At 37.6% G+C, this 15,910-nt stretch carries 14 protein-coding genes; all 14 read left to right on the top strand.

Translation table 11 applies throughout. The annotated features are described in order from the left end of the window. Positions 1-6 precede the first annotated feature (6 nt). On the top strand, positions 7-1,467 hold the full coding sequence (hpaE, locus tag F960_RS11445; RefSeq protein ID WP_004865194.1) for a 5-carboxymethyl-2-hydroxymuconate semialdehyde dehydrogenase: 1,461 nt from the start codon (positions 7-9) through the stop codon (positions 1,465-1,467). A 126-nt stretch (positions 1,468-1,593) separates the two neighbouring features. Then, positions 1,594-2,451, top strand: a complete 858-nt coding sequence (gene hpaD, locus F960_RS11450; RefSeq protein WP_004865197.1) for a 3,4-dihydroxyphenylacetate 2,3-dioxygenase — start codon at positions 1,594-1,596, stop codon at positions 2,449-2,451. Between the two features lie 224 nt (positions 2,452-2,675). Then, positions 2,676-3,065, top strand: coding sequence for a 5-carboxymethyl-2-hydroxymuconate Delta-isomerase (locus F960_RS11455; protein WP_004865199.1), 390 nt, complete (start codon positions 2,676-2,678; stop codon positions 3,063-3,065). Positions 3,066-3,077: 12 nt separating this feature from the next. Next, positions 3,078-3,881 carry a 2-oxo-hept-4-ene-1,7-dioate hydratase gene (gene hpaH / locus F960_RS11460; RefSeq protein ID WP_004865202.1) on the top strand — a complete coding sequence of 268 codons (804 nt, stop codon included), beginning with the start codon at positions 3,078-3,080 and terminating at the stop codon, positions 3,879-3,881. Between the two features lie 15 nt (positions 3,882-3,896). Next, positions 3,897-4,697, top strand: a complete 801-nt coding sequence (gene hpaI / locus F960_RS11465; protein WP_004865205.1) for a 4-hydroxy-2-oxoheptanedioate aldolase — start codon at positions 3,897-3,899, stop codon at positions 4,695-4,697. A gap of 42 nt (positions 4,698-4,739) precedes the next feature. After that, complete coding sequence (locus F960_RS11470; RefSeq protein ID WP_004865207.1) at positions 4,740-6,188, top strand: NAD-dependent succinate-semialdehyde dehydrogenase; 1,449 nt, start codon at positions 4,740-4,742, stop codon at positions 6,186-6,188. A gap of 325 nt (positions 6,189-6,513) precedes the next feature. Further along, positions 6,514-7,881 (top strand): MFS transporter, encoded by a 1,368-nt coding sequence (locus F960_RS11475; RefSeq protein WP_004865210.1) that lies wholly within the window; start codon positions 6,514-6,516, stop codon positions 7,879-7,881. A gap of 430 nt (positions 7,882-8,311) precedes the next feature. After that, positions 8,312-9,580: a p-hydroxyphenylacetate 3-hydroxylase oxygenase component gene (locus tag F960_RS11480; protein ID WP_004865213.1), complete on the top strand. Its 1,269-nt coding sequence runs from the start codon at positions 8,312-8,314 to the stop codon at positions 9,578-9,580. 33 nt (positions 9,581-9,613) lie between these two features. Then, a complete protein-coding gene (locus tag F960_RS11485) occupies positions 9,614-10,558 on the top strand; it encodes a p-hydroxyphenylacetate 3-hydroxylase reductase component (RefSeq protein ID WP_035373812.1) in 945 nt (314 codons plus the stop codon). 123 nt (positions 10,559-10,681) lie between these two features. Continuing rightward, positions 10,682-11,431, top strand: coding sequence for a helix-turn-helix transcriptional regulator (locus F960_RS11490; RefSeq protein WP_004865219.1), 750 nt, complete (start codon positions 10,682-10,684; stop codon positions 11,429-11,431). A gap of 95 nt (positions 11,432-11,526) precedes the next feature. Beyond that, complete coding sequence (locus tag F960_RS11495; protein ID WP_004865222.1) at positions 11,527-12,492, top strand: PDR/VanB family oxidoreductase; 966 nt, start codon at positions 11,527-11,529, stop codon at positions 12,490-12,492. Positions 12,493-12,560: 68 nt separating this feature from the next. After that, the gene (locus tag F960_RS11500) at positions 12,561-13,649 is read left to right on the top strand and encodes a Rieske 2Fe-2S domain-containing protein (protein ID WP_004865225.1); all 1,089 of its coding nucleotides are present in this window, start codon (positions 12,561-12,563) and stop codon (positions 13,647-13,649) included. Positions 13,650-13,817: 168 nt separating this feature from the next. Continuing rightward, entirely contained in the window at positions 13,818-14,570 is a 753-nt protein-coding gene (locus tag F960_RS11505; RefSeq protein WP_004865227.1) for a helix-turn-helix transcriptional regulator, read from the top strand. 137 nt (positions 14,571-14,707) lie between these two features. After that, positions 14,708-15,790 carry a Rieske 2Fe-2S domain-containing protein gene (locus tag F960_RS11510; RefSeq protein ID WP_004865231.1) on the top strand — a complete coding sequence of 361 codons (1,083 nt, stop codon included), beginning with the start codon at positions 14,708-14,710 and terminating at the stop codon, positions 15,788-15,790. Positions 15,791-15,910 lie beyond the last annotated feature (120 nt).

Raw genomic sequence — 15,910 nt, forward strand, 5'->3', positions numbered from 1 at the left:
TTGAAAATGATTAAACATTGGATTGATGGTAAAGAAGTCGAAAGCGCTGAAACATTTACAGATTATAACCCTGCAACCAATCAGGCGATTTGTGAAGTTGCAAGTGGTGGTCAAGCAGAAATTGATTTAGCGGTTGCAGCAGCGAAAAAAGCAGCACCACAATGGGCAAGAACGCCTGCTAAAGAACGTGCAAAATTGATGCGTAAATTGGGCGATTTGATCGACCAAAACGTGGCAAAAATTGCTGAATTGGAAACTTTAGATACAGGTTTGCCGATTCACCAAACTAAAAATGTTTTGATTCCACGTGCATCGCATAACTTCAACTTCTTTGCTGAAGTATGTACTCGTATGAATGGGCACAGCTACCCAGTCGACGATCAAATGTTGAACTATACATTGCATCAACCTGTGGGCGTGTGTGGTTTGGTTTCTCCGTGGAATGTGCCATTTATGACGGCAACTTGGAAAACTGCACCATGTTTAGCTTTGGGAAATACTGCTGTACTTAAAATGTCTGAGCTTTCGCCTTTGACTGCAAATGAGCTTGGTCGTTTAGCGCTTGAAGCTGGGATTCCTGAAGGTGTATTCAACGTTGTTCAAGGTTTTGGTGCAACGGCAGGTGATGCGCTTGTTAAACATCCTGATGTACGTGCGATTTCATTTACAGGCGGTACTTTAACTGGTCGCCGTATCATGGCAAGCGCAGGGATCAAAAAATACTCAATGGAGCTTGGTGGTAAATCTCCAGTGCTTATTTTTGAAGATGCAGATCTAGAACGTGCATTGGATGCTGCTTTATTCACCATTTTCTCTCTAAATGGCGAGCGTTGTACTGCGGGTAGCCGTATCTTTATTCAAGAATCTGTATATGATGAATTCGTCAAAGAATTTGCTCGTCGTGCGAAGAACATCATTGTTGGTGATCCGCAAGATCCAAATACTCAAGTCGGTTCAATGATCACTAAAGCGCATTACGACAAAGTAACCGGCTATATCAAAATTGGTATCGAAGAAGGTGCAAACCTTGTTGCAGGTGGTTTAGAGCGTCCTGCAAACTTGCCAGAACATTTGAAAAATGGTCAGTTTATCCAACCTACGGTATTTGCAGATGTTGATAACCGTATGCGTATTGCGCAAGAAGAAATTTTTGGTCCAGTGGTTTGTTTGATCAAATTTAAAGATGAAGCAGATGCACTTCGTTTGGCAAACGATGTTGAATATGGTTTGGCATCTTATATCTGGACAAATGATATCGGTAAAGCACATCGTTTAGCAGCGGGTATTGAAGCTGGGATGGTCTTTATCAATAGCCAAAACGTGCGTGACTTACGTCAACCGTTTGGTGGTGTTAAAGCGTCTGGTACTGGACGTGAAGGTGGTGAATACAGCTTTGAAGTATTCACAGAGTTGAAAAACGTAAGTATTTCAATGGGGTCACATCATATTCCAAAATGGGGCATCTAAGCTCTAGACCAGGAAGGTTGAAATGAAAGGATAATTCACAGGGAAGTTTTTAAGCATTTTCAAGTGAATTATCCAGATATCAAACGACATGATGTGCAAAATAAAAAAGTTTCAGGAAGATAAATTATGGGTAAATTAGCTTTAGCGGCAAAGATTACACACGTGCCTTCGATGTATTTATCAGAACTCCCAGGTCCAACCAATGGTATTCGTCAGGCGGCTATTGATGGACATATCGAAATTGGTCGTCGTTGTCGTGAATTAGGGGTAGATACGATTGTTGTATTTGATAGTCATTGGCTGGTAAACAGTGCATTTCATATCAATAGTGGTGCGCATTTTGAAGGTGTTTATACCAGTAATGAATTGCCACATTTTATTCAAGATATGGAATTTGACTATGACGGTAACCCAGAATTGGGTGAAATCATGCAAGAAGAAATCGCCAAAACAGGTATCCGTGTTCAATCTCACAATATTAAAAGTTTAGAACTTGAATATGGCACATTGGTTCCAATGCGTTATATGAATAAAGATAAACATTTTAAAGTTGTTTCAGTTTCTGCATTTTTAACATCTCATGAATTAGAAGACAGCCGTAAATTTGGTGAAGGTCTAGTGAAAGCGATTGAAAAATATGACGGTACTGTTGCTGTCTTTGCAAGTGGTTCACTTTCACATCGCTTTATTTGGGATCGTGAATATAAACGTGGAATGGATGCCTATACACGTGAATGGGATCGCCAAGTAGATAAACACGTGGTTGGAATGTGGGAACGTGGTGAATGGGCAGAGTTTGTAGAAATGCTCCCAGAATATGCAGAATATTGTTTCGGTGAAGGCGGCATGCATGACACTGCGATGCTGCTGGGCGTATTAGGTTGGGATCAATACAACAAAGGCGTTGAGATTATTACGCCAGCTTTCCCAAGTTCTGGAACAGGGCAGATCAATGCGATTTTCCCGTTGCCTGATCATTTTTGATTTTAAAAAGTGAATCCCTCTGAGCTTCTCTTAAAAAAGGAGGAGGACGAATCCATTTTTGAGATTCGAAAGTCTCCTCTCGATGGAAATGAGAAGTTTGGAGTGGCATTTGCTACACGCTGACTAGACATTATAGATCATTGATATTGTATAAATATTTAAATTCATAAAATGGACTGATTTAAATATTTGCAATAGATCAACACAAAATATGGAGATTTCCTATGCCACATTTTATCGCTGAATACAGTGCAAATTTAGAAGATTCTGTCGATTTTCAGGACTTATTCGAACAAGTGAATAATTTCTTAGGTGGCACAGGTGTCTTTCCTCTCGGTGGTATCCGTAGCCGTGCCATTCGTATGGACAAATTCCGTATGGCAGATGCTAAACACGATTATGCTTTTGTACATATGACGCTGAAAGTTGGATCGGGGCGAGATTTGGAAACAAGGCAAAAAGTTGCGACTGAGTTATTTGCAATCATAGAGAAATTTTTCCAGCCTTTAAAAGATCAACGCCTTTTGGCGATTTCATTTGAAATGGTAGAGCTTGATCCAGTACTCAATTTCAAATCCAACAATATTCACCAGTTTTTAAAAGCCAACCAATAAAAGGATTTAAATATGTTAGATAAAGCAAAAATTCAGGAGTTGGCTTTACAACTTGATCAAGCTGAAAAATCAGGTCAGCAAATACGTCAATTTTCTTTGCAATATCCAGAAATCACAATTGAAGATGCTTATGAAATCCAAAAGGCTTGGGTTGCACATAAAATCAGTGAAGGTCGTAAATTGGTTGGACATAAAATTGGTCTGACTTCACGTGCCATGCAAGTCTCTTCAAATATTACCGAACCTGATTATGGTGCATTGCTTGATGATATGGTGTTCCAAGAAGGCTCAGATATTCCCATGTCACGTTTTATTGTGCCACGTGTAGAAGTTGAATTGGCATTTATTTTGGGGAAACCACTTTCTGGTCCAAATTGCACGATATTTGATGTACTTGATGCGACAGAATATGTCATTCCTGCCATCGAAATCATTGATGCACGTTTGCATAACGTCGATCCTGAAACGCAAATTACCCGTAAAGTTTTTGATACGATTTCTGATAATGCTGCCAATGCGGGGATTGTCCTCGGTGGTCGCCCAATTAAACCAACAGAAATGGATTTACGCCGTGTAGCAGCGATTTTATATCGCAATGGTGTAATTGAGGAATCAGGCGTTTCAGCGGCAGTACTGAATCATCCTGCCAAAGGTGTGGCTTGGCTCGCAAATAAATTGCATCCTTATGGTGTGACTCTACAACCGGGTCAAATTATCTTAGGTGGTTCATTTACCCGTCCTGTAGCTGCCAAAGCCGGTGATACTTTCCATATTGATTATGATCAATTGGGTTCAATTGCGTTCCGTTTTGTTTAATTGAGGTGGATGAACATGTTAGATACAACAAATTACTTCAAGAAAAAACTCAAAACTGATCAGCAAATTGGTATGTGGGTTGGTTTAGCAAATGCATACTGCGCTGAAATTGCAGCGAATGCAGGGTATGACTGGTTGCTGATTGATGGTGAACATGCACCGAATGATGTGCGTAGCATTTTAGGTCAATTACAAGCCATTGCTGCTTATCCTAGCCAAGCAGTTGTACGACCTGTGATTGGTGATGTCAATTTGATTAAGCAGTTATTGGATGTGGGTGCGCAAACCTTACTGATTCCTATGGTTGAAAGTGCAGAACAAGCAGAATTGATGGTTCGTGCAACTCAATATCCACCAGAAGGAATCCGTGGTGTCGGTTCTGCTTTGGCTCGCGCTTCACGCTGGCAAAATATTAGCGATTATCTAGATACTGCAAGCGATGACATTTGTGTATTGGTACAAATTGAATCGAAAAAAGGTTTAGAAAATCTTGATGCAATATTGGCTGTTGAAGGTATTGATGGTGTCTTTATTGGACCTGCGGACTTATCTGCAGCACTTGGCTACCGAGGTAATCCGGGTCATCCAGATGTGCAAAAAATTATTGTCGATAGTATAAATAAGATACGAAAAGCAGGCAAAGCAGCCGGAATTTTATCAGCTGATGAAAAATTAGCTCGTACTTATTTAGAATTGGGTACAGAATTTGTTGCAGTAGGTGTCGATACCAGCTTACTGATGAAATCTATGAAACAATTGCTTGGTAAATATAAACAAATTGATGACGTAGCAGCAAAAACGCCAAGTGTTTATTAAGATCTCGTCAATACTAGAAACGTTAGTCTTTAGGAAAATATTATGCAACTCAGCAATCCTGCATTATTAAAAAATCAAGTTTTTATAGATGGGCAATGGGTCAATGCGACTGATGGTAAAAACTTCAATGTCAGCAACCCTGCAACAAATGAAGTGATTGAAACTGTACCATCAGTGACGACTGCTCAAGTTGAACAAGCAGTAGAAGCAGCAGAAACTGCATTTCAAACGTGGAAATTGACGACAGCAAAAGAGCGTTCATTGTTACTTAAAAAATGGTATCAATTGATCGTTGAAAACCAAGAAGATTTGGCTGTTATTTTAAGTAGTGAACAAGGTAAATCCATTACTGAAAGCCGTGGTGAGATCCTTTACGGTGCAAGTTTTATCGAATGGTTTGCAGAAGAAGCAAAGCGTACATATGGTGATGTGATTCCTCACGACAAACAAGGTCGTCGTCTCGTGGTAATTCGCCAACCAGTTGGTGTTGTTGCTGCGATTACACCGTGGAATTTTCCAAATGCGATGATTACCAGAAAAGTTGGACCTGCACTTGCAGCAGGTTGTACTGTGATCATCAAGCCTGCTTCAGAAACTCCACTTTCAGCATTGGCACTGGTTGCACTTGCTGAGCAAGCTGGTATTCCTAAAGGCGTAGTCAATGTTGTAACTGGTAGCGCGCGTGAAATTGGTGCGGTACTGACTGAACATCCGTTGGTACGCAAAGTTTCATTTACGGGTTCTACTCAAATTGGTAAATTGTTGATGCAACAATGCTCATCGACTATGAAAAAAGTCAGCATGGAGCTAGGTGGTAATGCACCATTTATCGTATTTGAAGATGCGGATCTTGATCGAGCTGTAGACGGTGCAATTGCTTCAAAATTCCGTAATAGTGGTCAAACTTGTGTATGTACCAACCGTGTTTTAGTCCATGAAAGTGTGCATGATGCTTTTGTTGAAAAATTGGCTGCCGCAGTTGAAAAATTAAAAGTTGCAGCAGCGTTTGAACAAGGTGCCGAACAAGGACCATTAATCAACGAGAAAGCCGTTGAGAAAATCCAAGAACATATCGAAGATGCAGTTGCCAAAGGTGCAAAAGTGGTGACTGGTGGTCATCGACATGCATTGGGTTATACCTTCTTTGAACCAACTGTATTGTCAGGTGTAACACCTGATATGTTGGTTGCCAAAGATGAAACTTTTGGTCCACTTGCACCTGTCTTTAAGTTTTCAACTGAAGCTGAAGCGATTGAAATGGCCAATGATACTGAATTTGGCTTGGCTTCATATATCTATACTCAAAATTTGAGTCGTGCTTGGCGAGTAGGTGAGGCACTCGAATACGGTATGGTTGGCATCAATGAAGGTCTCATTTCAACTGAAGTTGCACCATTTGGTGGAATCAAAGAATCAGGTTGTGGTCGAGAAGGATCAAAATACGGTATTGAAGATTATCAAGAGCTTAAATATATGTGTATGGGTATTTAAGGCTTAATACAAAATTTAAAAAATAGAATCTACGGATTCTATTTTTTAGTTCTACAGAAAAAACCACTATATTTTCTTACATTTTAACGGATAATTCTTGTGCAATTATAGTTAATATGTTAAATAATATAAGTAAATCAGTTCATAAACATTGAACTAAGTTAAACAAGTTTTATGCATATTCTCAGATTATCTAAAAAATATGTATTCATTTAGGTATTTAGTTAATATATTAATTAAAAATATCTTGATTTTATTTTAGCGTCTTGTAAATAGTACACATCACGAAGGATTGGAAATAGATTTCCATGATTTGGAGAAGGAAATGACAACAACTGTAAGCGTTGCTCCAACTGACAAATTGAGTGCTGAAGAGCGGAAAGTCGCATTTGCGACGATTGTTGGTACGACTGTTGAATGGTATGATTTTTTTATCTATGCCGCGGCAGCTGGATTGATTTTTAAAGATTTATTTTTTGCACCAGCTGGCAATACCTTAGGAACAATTTTAGCCTTTGCAACGGTTGGAATTAGTTTTTTATTTAGACCACTGGGCGCATTTCTAGCAGGATACCTCGGCGACCGTTATGGCCGTAGAATTGTTTTAGTCAGCACGCTTGTTTTAATGGGGCTTGCAACAACGTGTATCGGTTTATTGCCGACGTATGCAAGTATCGGGGTGATGGCTCCGATTATGTTGCTGGTCTTGCGTATTTTACAAGGCTTGGCAGCAGGCGGTGAATGGGGCGGTGCTGTATTGATGGCAGTAGAACATGCGCCTGTAGAAAAACGCGGTCGTTTTGGTTCATTTCCACAAATTGGTGTACCTCTTGGTTTAATTCTTTCTTCAATCATGCTGGCATTGATGACAGGTGTCATTTCACCGGGTGAAGCATTTTTAGAATGGGGTTGGCGTGTTCCATTTTTATTCAGTATTGTTCTATTGTTTGTAGGGCATTGGATTCGCCGTACTGTAGAAGAAAGCCCTGTATTTGAAGAAATTAAAGAACGTAAGGCAGCTTCAACAACGCCTATTTCTGATTTATTTAAAAACCATGCATCTTTGGTATTGTTGGCAGCATTATTGTTTGCAGGCAATAGCGCTTGTGGCTATATGACGACAGGTGGCTTTATCCAAAACTATGCAACCAATCCAAATGGACCATTGCATATCGAAAAAACCCCAATTTTAATTTGTGTGACCTTGGCATCTATTTGCTGGTTAATTACAACCTATATTTCGGGTATTTTATCCGACAAAATCGGTCGTAAAAAAACGTATATTGCTGGTTGGATTTTGCAATTATGTGGTGTGTTTGCCTTATTCCCGCTGGTTAATACAGGTGCTATCCCAATGATTGCACTGGGTTTATGTTTCTTGGCATCAGGTATTGGTCTGACATATGGCGTACAGTCTGCATATTATTCTGAGTTATTTCCAGCATCGATCCGTTTTTCAGGCATCTCTATTTCCTATGCATTGGGTGCGATTATCGGTGGCGCATTTGCACCTATGATCGGAACATGGTTGATTAGTGTTACGGGAACCACAATGTCTGTGACCTTGTATCTAGCGGCTATGACGACAATTGGTTTAATTTCGACGCTATGTTTGCGTGATCGAACTGGTATTCCATTGGGTCCAGATCATGAAGCAGAGCAAAGTGTATCTCCGATTATCTGGAAAAAATAATCGACAGAATCTGAGATTTTATAAATAAATTGCAATGAAAAAAATGCATCTTCGGATGCATTTTTTTATATTTGGAAACAAGATAAATGACAAATTGCATAAATAAATTTTAGATTAAAATAATGTTTCACAATTTGCCCCCCTCATCCTAACCTTCTCCCAAAGGAGAAGGGACTTTCTATATTCATTTTACAAAATAATAAATGATTATATATTTTTGATTTATGAATGATAAAAACATATTTACTGAAAATAAGAAAAAACAAGATTATACAAAATAAGACATAATCCATGAAAAGTACCATTTTAACTTGGAATAGTGCATTAAAGTTTTTGAAAATTCATTCAATAATGGTTTTAAGCAGGATATTTAATGTTTTAGACCTGAAGTCTAAATAGAGACACGATATTATTTTAAGGATGATTGGAAATGGAAAATACAATTTCAAATACATATACTTCAAATCATGATCAGTATGAAAATGATTTTTCAATCAATAGCATGAGCTATACACAAGCAAAATCTCCCCTAAATGTTGAAGTGCCGATGCTTGAAAAAATCAAAGCATTATTACCAACTATTGCAGCAAATGCAGAACAAGCAGAACAATTGCGTCAAGTTCCAGATGAGAACATTGCACTACTTAAACAAATTGGCTTTCACAAAGCATTTCAACCGAAAGTTTATGGCGGTTTGGAAATGTCATTACCAGAGTTTGCTGATTGTATCGTGACACTTGCGGGGGCATGTGCAGGTACTGCATGGGCATTTAGTTTACTTTGTACACATAGCCATCAAATTGCAATGTTTTCAAAGCAAATTCAAGATGAAATTTGGTTAAACAATCCTGATGCAACTGCAAGTAGTTCAATTGCACCATTTGGTAAAGTACAAGAAGTTGAAGGTGGGATTGTATTAAATGGCGAATATGGCTGGAGCAGTGGTTGTGACCATGCAGAATATGCCATCGTAGGCTTTAACCGTTTTGATACTGAAGGCAACAAGATTTATTGTTTCGGGATCGTGCCACGTTCAGACTATGAAATCGTAGACAATTGGTTTGCTCAAGCGATCAAAAGTAGTGGTTCAAAACAGTTAAAATTGGTTGACGTATTTATTCCCGAATACCGTATTTCTAAAGCAAAAGATATGATGGAAGGTAAATCAGCAGGATTTGGACTGTATCCAGAATCTAAAATTTTCTATTCACCATATCGTCCATATTTTGCCAGTGGTTTTGCGGCAGTAAGTTTGGGTGTGGCAGAACGTATGGTTGAAGCATTTAAGGAAAAACAACGCAACCGTATTCGTGCATACACAGGCGTAAATGTTGGTGTGGCAACGCCAGCGTTAATGCGTATTGCTGAATCTACACATCAAGTTGCAGCAGCGCGTTCATTTTTAGAAAAAACGTGGCAAGACCATAAAATTCATAGTGAAAATAAACAATATCCAAGCCGTGACACACTTGCTTTTTGGCGCACAAACCAAGCTTATGCTGTAAAAATGTGTATCGAAGCGGTCGATCGTCTTATGGCAGCGGCAGGTGCAACGAGCTTCTTAGATAGTAGCGAATTACAACGTTTGTTCCGTGATTCTCATATGACGGGTTCACATGCTTATACGGATTATGATGTTTGTGCACAGATTTTAGGTCGTGAATTGATGGGCTTAGAACCAGATCCAACGATGGTTTAATTGAAAATAACAAGGAATGTTCACATGAATGCTATGAATCAACTAAACCCAAATCCAGTTTTACCTGCGATTGATGCAAAAGCTTTCCGCCGTGCACTTGGCAATTTTGCAACAGGCGTGACGATTATGACGGCACAAAATGCTGCAGGTGAACGCGTTGGTGTTACGGCAAATAGTTTTAACTCGGTATCTCTAGATCCTGCTCTGATTTTGTGGAGTATTGATAAAAATTCAAGTAGTTATGCGATTTTTGAAAGTGCTAGTCATTTTGCAGTGAACATTTTATCTGCTGCACAAATTGAACTTTCAAATAAATTTGCAAAACGTGGTGAAGATAAATTTGCAGGTGTTGAATTTGATCTAGCACAAGGCGATGCGCCGATACTTAAAAATTGTTCTGCTGTTTTTGAATGTGAAAAGTACGATATAGTTGAGGGTGGTGATCACTGGATTATTATCGGAAAAGTAGTGAATTTTCATGATCATGGTAGATCTCCGTTGTTGTATCACCAAGGTGCTTATTCAGCAGTTTTACCTCATCCGAGTCTAAATACCAAAGCTGAACCTGGCGAAGATATTTTCCCTGGTCGTCTATATCACAATATGTATTATCTTTTGACTCAAGCTGTTCGAGCTTATCAAAATGATTATCAGCCTAAGCAATTGGCGAGTGGTTTTCGTACCAGTGAGGCAAGATTATTACTGGTATTGGAAAGCAAAACTGCGACATGTAAAGAGGAATTATTACGTGAAGTGGCTATGCCGATTCGTGAAATAGAGCAAGCAACAGAGATATTGGCGCAGAAAGGTCTGCTCATTGATACTGGAAATGCCTATGAACTTACAGATCAAGGTAATCGAGCTGCCAAAATGCTATATCAAATTGCTGAAAGTCATCAGGAAGAAGTATTTGAAAAATACACGGATAATGAACGTGAATTATTCAAAAAAATGCTTAAAGATTTGATCGGTATTTGAGCACTATTTTAGATCTTGCAAGACTAAAGGAATGGATCTTATGCAAATAAGATCCTTTTTTCTTGCAAAAATTTAATGAATATATTAATAAATAGGAAGCTCATCTCTAAAATGGATTTTGTGATGAAAATCGACGCTGAAATAACAAATTTTGTCGAATTGGTTGCGCTAATGGGGCAAGCTGATTTTGATTCCAAGCTACTGATTTATCTTAGTCGCTGGGTAAACTCAAAATATTTTTCAATATTGAGAGTTAAAGATAATCATCCTGCATTATTGCTGTGCGGTACACATGATGACAGTTATACGATTCCTTGGAACTGTGGGCAGTCATACGTCAGAAATTATCATCATCACGACAATCTTTACCAAGAACTCAGCACCAAAAAAGCCAATTCTAGTTCAACTCAAACGGGTTTTTTGTGCGCAGATGATATATTTTTTAAACCCTATCGAACTGAAATATATGAAAATAATGGGCTGATTCAACGTCTATGTGGCTTATATCATGATGAAGAGAATCATCCGATATTATTCAATTTATATCGCCATAAGGATCAAGGATTTTATTCAGATCAAGAATTGGAAAATTTTGATCAAATGATTCCAGCAATCGCAAAGTTATTGCAAGGACATTTGGCATTAAAAGCAAAATCACTTAAAAAAGACTATAAAAATGAATTGTTACTTAGACAGCCTTTATTGACCTCACAGGAGTTGGAAGTCTGTCATCGTATCTTGGAGGGAATGAGTTATTTTAGTATTGCCAATGATATGGGTATTAAAGAGTCTACAGCAAAAACCTATAGAAATCGGGCATTTGATAAATTGGGGATCAATTATAAAAGCCAATTATTTTCATTAATGATTTAGCTATCTTGTCATCTTTTTGATGGACACAGCCTAAAGTCATAGGATTTATACTTGCCTAAATTCATGCAATTTAGATGAATAGGAGTATAAATACTATGGAAAGTACAAGAACATCTTTGCGTATACACAAACGTTGTGCTGAGGCAAAAGACATCGTGGTTTTGGAACTACGAAATCACAATCAGCAAGCATTAGCACCTTTTACAGCGGGCTCACATCTTGAAGTTTATCTAAAAAAGGGCTTGATTCGCCATTATTCATTGCTCAATTCACCTACAGAAACAGATCGTTACGTGATTGCAATTCATTTATCTGGTGAAAGCAAAGGTGGTTCTTCATTTATCCATGAAAACTTCGCTGTGGGTGATCAATTAGAAGTGAGTCTTCCACGCAATAACTTTATTTTAGGTGAGCATCAAGAATATATCTTTATTGCAGGCGGTATTGGTATTACCCCGATATTATCTATGATTGATTGGTGCAATATTCATCAAAAAAAATGGAAACTTTTCTACACGGTACGTAATAAACAACGTGCTGGATTTTATGAATACTTAAGTGAAACATATAATGAAAACACGCATTTTCATTTCAATGATGAGCATCAATTACAGCATCTAGATCTCGATGCAATTTTGGAAAACACCTCATCAACAGCACATATCTACTGTTGCGGACCCAATTCATTAATGCAGAATTTAAAGGAAAAATCAGCAGCAATGAGTGATCGGGTGCATTTTGAATGGTTTAGTGCAGCGCAAGTTGCCGTTGATAGCGATGTGATTGGGGATCAACAGCCATTTACAGTAAAACTAAAAAATATGGATCAAGAAATAGAAGTTTTAGCAGATCAAACTATCTTAGAAGCTTTGGAAAATGCGGGCTATGAACTGCCTTTTTCATGTCGAGCTGGTATTTGTCGTACCTGCGAAACCAAGGTCTGCGCGGGTACGCCTGATCATCTCGACATGATTTTATCAGATGAAGAAAGAGCAGCGAATCAATCTATGTTGATCTGTGTTTCAAGGTCGAAAAGTCCAGTTTTAGAGCTCGAAATATAACTTAATCTTTCATGACATTTTTTATTTGATTGTTCAAACCAATATTCGTATGAATCAAGGATGAAATTATGACTATTCCAACGTTAAATTTACGTGAAGCTTGTGGTAAAGCAAGTGATAAAATGGCAAATAAACACACACCATTAATTATGAATGAATGGTATGTGGCTGCATTTAAAGAAGATATTGGCAGACATTTACTTGCACGAAAAATCCTAAACAAACGCATCGTGATGTACCGAACTTTAGATGGTCAACCGATTGCATTAGAAGATCGATGCGCGCATCGCTCATTTCCATTGTCACAAAGTCATTTGGAAGGTGATGAGATTATTTGTGGTTATCATGGCTTTAAATACAATTATGCAGGTGATTTGGTAGAGGTTCCTTCACAGAAACAATGTCCAAGTGGCATCGGTATTCAACGCTATAAATTGGTTGAAAAAGGTCCTTTAGTTTGGATTTGGATGGGTGATCAATCACTTGCTGATGAAAGTAAAATTCCAGATTTATATTGGTTAGAAAATGAAAATTGGGCATGCACATCGGGCTACTTTTTCCATCCTGGAAACTATGTCAGTATGCATGAAAATTTGATGGATCTGACACATTTAACCTTTTTACATGCCAACACCATCGGTACACCTGACTATGCCAGCGCACCCTATAAAATGGAGCTAAAAGAAGGGCATTATAAGTTGATTCGTGAAGTTGTACCGACGACTCTTTCACCTGTCTGGGGCGAAACAACAGGGCTTGCGGGAGTCGATACGGCAGCGAGAATTGCGACCTCAGAGTTTTTATCACCGGGACTTCATCAGGTAAGTGTGAGTTTTTATGATTCCGCTTTAGATGAACAAAAGTGTGAAAATTATAAAATTCATACGGCGCATATTTTAACGCCAGAGTCGCATGACACGATGCATTATTTCATTGTGCATGGACGAGATTTCGCGCTTGATGATGACAAAATCGAAGCTTTTATGCATGAACAACTTTTCGCAGCTTTCCAAGAAGATGTCATTGGACTAGGGGCTTTGGAAGCGGTAATTGATGATAAAGATGAAAATCACTTTGAAATATCTGTGGCGAGTGATGCACCAGCAGTTGCAACTCGTATTTATTTGAAGAAAAGAGCTGAAGCTGAATTGGCTTAATTGCTATTCATAGCTCATAGCACATTTATAAAAATGCTACTAAAGATCTGACTTAGTAGCATTTTTAGTTATAGCTATATTGAAAATTCTCACTTAAATAAAGAAAGGATTGAATCTGATATAAAATTAATATATTAATTAAAGTTGTTCTTTAAAATGGACAAGTAAATGCAAAATAATGCAGAATTTTTAAAACTAATGGATTTAGTTGAACAAGTTGGAAACCATGATTTTGATCGAAGTATGATGAATTTTTTAGATCAGATGACCATCTTAAAATACTTTTCAGTTTTTAATATTCAATCTGATCGACCACAACTGTTATTGAGTGGTGCGCATGCTCAAAATGATCACATTGCACAAATTTGTGGTGAAATTTATATCGATAAATTTCATGGCTATGATGAAAATTGTCAATATTTAATTGAAAAGAGTGATGATCAGCACCAGCTAAATGTATCTTTGTTAAATGCGACTGATATTGAATATAAGCCATATCGCCAAGAGATTTATGATCAATTTCAATTAAATCAGCGCTTAAGAGGAGTGTATTTTGATGAGAAAAATAACCCATTTTTATTTAATTTATACCGTAATCACGAGCTAGGATTTTTTTCGGATCAAGAAATAGATCAATTTACAAAAATATTACCTATGATGGCAAAGTTAGTTCAAAGTCATGTATTAATGAAAGCGAATCACAAACGTTCAGATATTTCAGCACAATTAATCGCAAAGTGTGCAAGCCTTACAGCTCAAGAGGTCGCGGTCTGTGAGAGAATTTTGAAAGGGATGAGCTATTATGGAATAGCAGTCGAGCTAAATCTAAAAGAAAGTACCATTAAAACTTATCGAAATCGTGCATTTTTAAAGCTGAATATTCATTTTAAAAGTCAATTATTTTCAATGTTTATGCAATGACGATGTCCTCTTTTTGGAGGACAGATGCAAAAAAATATTTTACTTAAACTACATTTCATAAAGCTAAATTCATTTCTAATATTAAAATATTAATCATATGAATTTAAAAGGAATTTAATTTATAATGGAATGTAAAAATGACAATCCCTACACTCAATATACGTGAAGCATGCAACAAAGCCAACCAAAAAATGGCAAATAAACATAGCCCGTTCATCTTCAATGAATGGTATGTGGCTGCCTTTAGCCATGAAATCAAACATGAGTTATTTTCACGTAAATTATTAAATAAAAAAGTGGTGTTATATCGTAGTACAGATGGTGAAGTCGTTGCTTTGCAGGACCGTTGTGCACATCGATCATTTCCTTTATCAAAAAGCACACTTGATGGCGATGAAATTATCTGCGGTTATCATGGAATTCGCTATGATAAAAATGGTGACATGATAGAGATACCTTCACAAAAGCGTTGTCCACATGGGATGGGAATTAAAAAATATGCAACACTCGAAAAAGGCGGTTTGATCTGGATTTGGTTAGGTGATCAATCACGTGCAGATGCAAGTAAACTATTTGATTTAGAATGGCTAGATCATGAACAATGGACGAGTTCCCAAGGTTATTTTTTGCATCCCGGAAATTATGTCAGTATGCATGAAAATTTAATGGATTTAACCCATTTAAGTTTTTTACACTCAGATACGATTGGTACACCTGACTTTGCAACAGCACCTTATAAAACTGAATTAAATCATGGACATTATAAGTTAATTCGAGAAGTTGTACCGACTGTGCTTGCTCCAGTTTGGGCAGATTCTACGGATATTGGCTATGTGGATACAGCAGCACGAATCACCACTTCTGAATTTTTAAGTCCTGCATTACATCAAGTGAGTGCAAAATTTTATGACACAGCTTTAGGTGAAGATGCACATATTTATCAGATTAGAACGGCGCATATTTTGACACCAGAAACCAATGGAACAATGCATTATTTTATTGTACATGGACGTAATTTTGCGCAAGAAGATAAGGTATTGGGTGAAAAAATGCATCGAGGACTCTTTGCCGCATTTGAAGAAGATGTCATTGGATTGGGGGCTTTAGAGACAATGTTGGATGATTTAGAAGATGATCATTTTGAAATGTCTATAGCCAGCGACAGTGCGGCTATTGCAACCCGTATTTATTTGAAAGAAAGAGCCGAACAAGAACAATAAATCAGTAGCGAAGAAGAAGGGCTTATATTTTACGATGAGCCCTTTTTTATTTATATATTGAATATTCACATAATATTATTTGAATATTATATGTGATGATTTAATGTATGAATAATTTTA

The organism is Acinetobacter gerneri DSM 14967 = CIP 107464 = MTCC 9824 (assembly GCF_000368565.1).
GTDB lineage: Bacteria > Pseudomonadota > Gammaproteobacteria > Pseudomonadales > Moraxellaceae > Acinetobacter > Acinetobacter gerneri.

Excerpts from the sequence above, each read along its gene's own strand:
- F960_RS11475 (WP_004865210.1), top strand. The coding sequence starts at position 6,514 with ATGACAACAACTGTAAGCGTTGCTCCAACTGACAAATTGAGTGCTGAA.
- hpaI (WP_004865205.1), top strand. The coding sequence starts at position 3,897 with ATGTTAGATACAACAAATTACTTCAAGAAAAAACTCAAAACTGATCAG.
- F960_RS11495 (WP_004865222.1), top strand. The coding sequence starts at position 11,527 with ATGGAAAGTACAAGAACATCTTTGCGTATACACAAACGTTGTGCTGAG.
- hpaD (WP_004865197.1), top strand. The coding sequence starts at position 1,594 with ATGGGTAAATTAGCTTTAGCGGCAAAGATTACACACGTGCCTTCGATG.
- F960_RS11500 (WP_004865225.1), top strand. The coding sequence starts at position 12,561 with ATGACTATTCCAACGTTAAATTTACGTGAAGCTTGTGGTAAAGCAAGT.
- F960_RS11490 (WP_004865219.1), top strand. The coding sequence starts at position 10,682 with ATGAAAATCGACGCTGAAATAACAAATTTTGTCGAATTGGTTGCGCTA.
- F960_RS11455 (WP_004865199.1), top strand. The coding sequence starts at position 2,676 with ATGCCACATTTTATCGCTGAATACAGTGCAAATTTAGAAGATTCTGTC.
- F960_RS11485 (WP_035373812.1), top strand. The coding sequence starts at position 9,614 with ATGAATCAACTAAACCCAAATCCAGTTTTACCTGCGATTGATGCAAAA.
- F960_RS11510 (WP_004865231.1), top strand. The coding sequence starts at position 14,708 with ATGACAATCCCTACACTCAATATACGTGAAGCATGCAACAAAGCCAAC.
- hpaE (WP_004865194.1), top strand. The coding sequence starts at position 7 with ATGATTAAACATTGGATTGATGGTAAAGAAGTCGAAAGCGCTGAAACA.
- hpaH (WP_004865202.1), top strand. The coding sequence starts at position 3,078 with ATGTTAGATAAAGCAAAAATTCAGGAGTTGGCTTTACAACTTGATCAA.
- F960_RS11480 (WP_004865213.1), top strand. The coding sequence starts at position 8,312 with ATGGAAAATACAATTTCAAATACATATACTTCAAATCATGATCAGTAT.
- F960_RS11505 (WP_004865227.1), top strand. The coding sequence starts at position 13,818 with ATGCAAAATAATGCAGAATTTTTAAAACTAATGGATTTAGTTGAACAA.
- F960_RS11470 (WP_004865207.1), top strand. The coding sequence starts at position 4,740 with ATGCAACTCAGCAATCCTGCATTATTAAAAAATCAAGTTTTTATAGAT.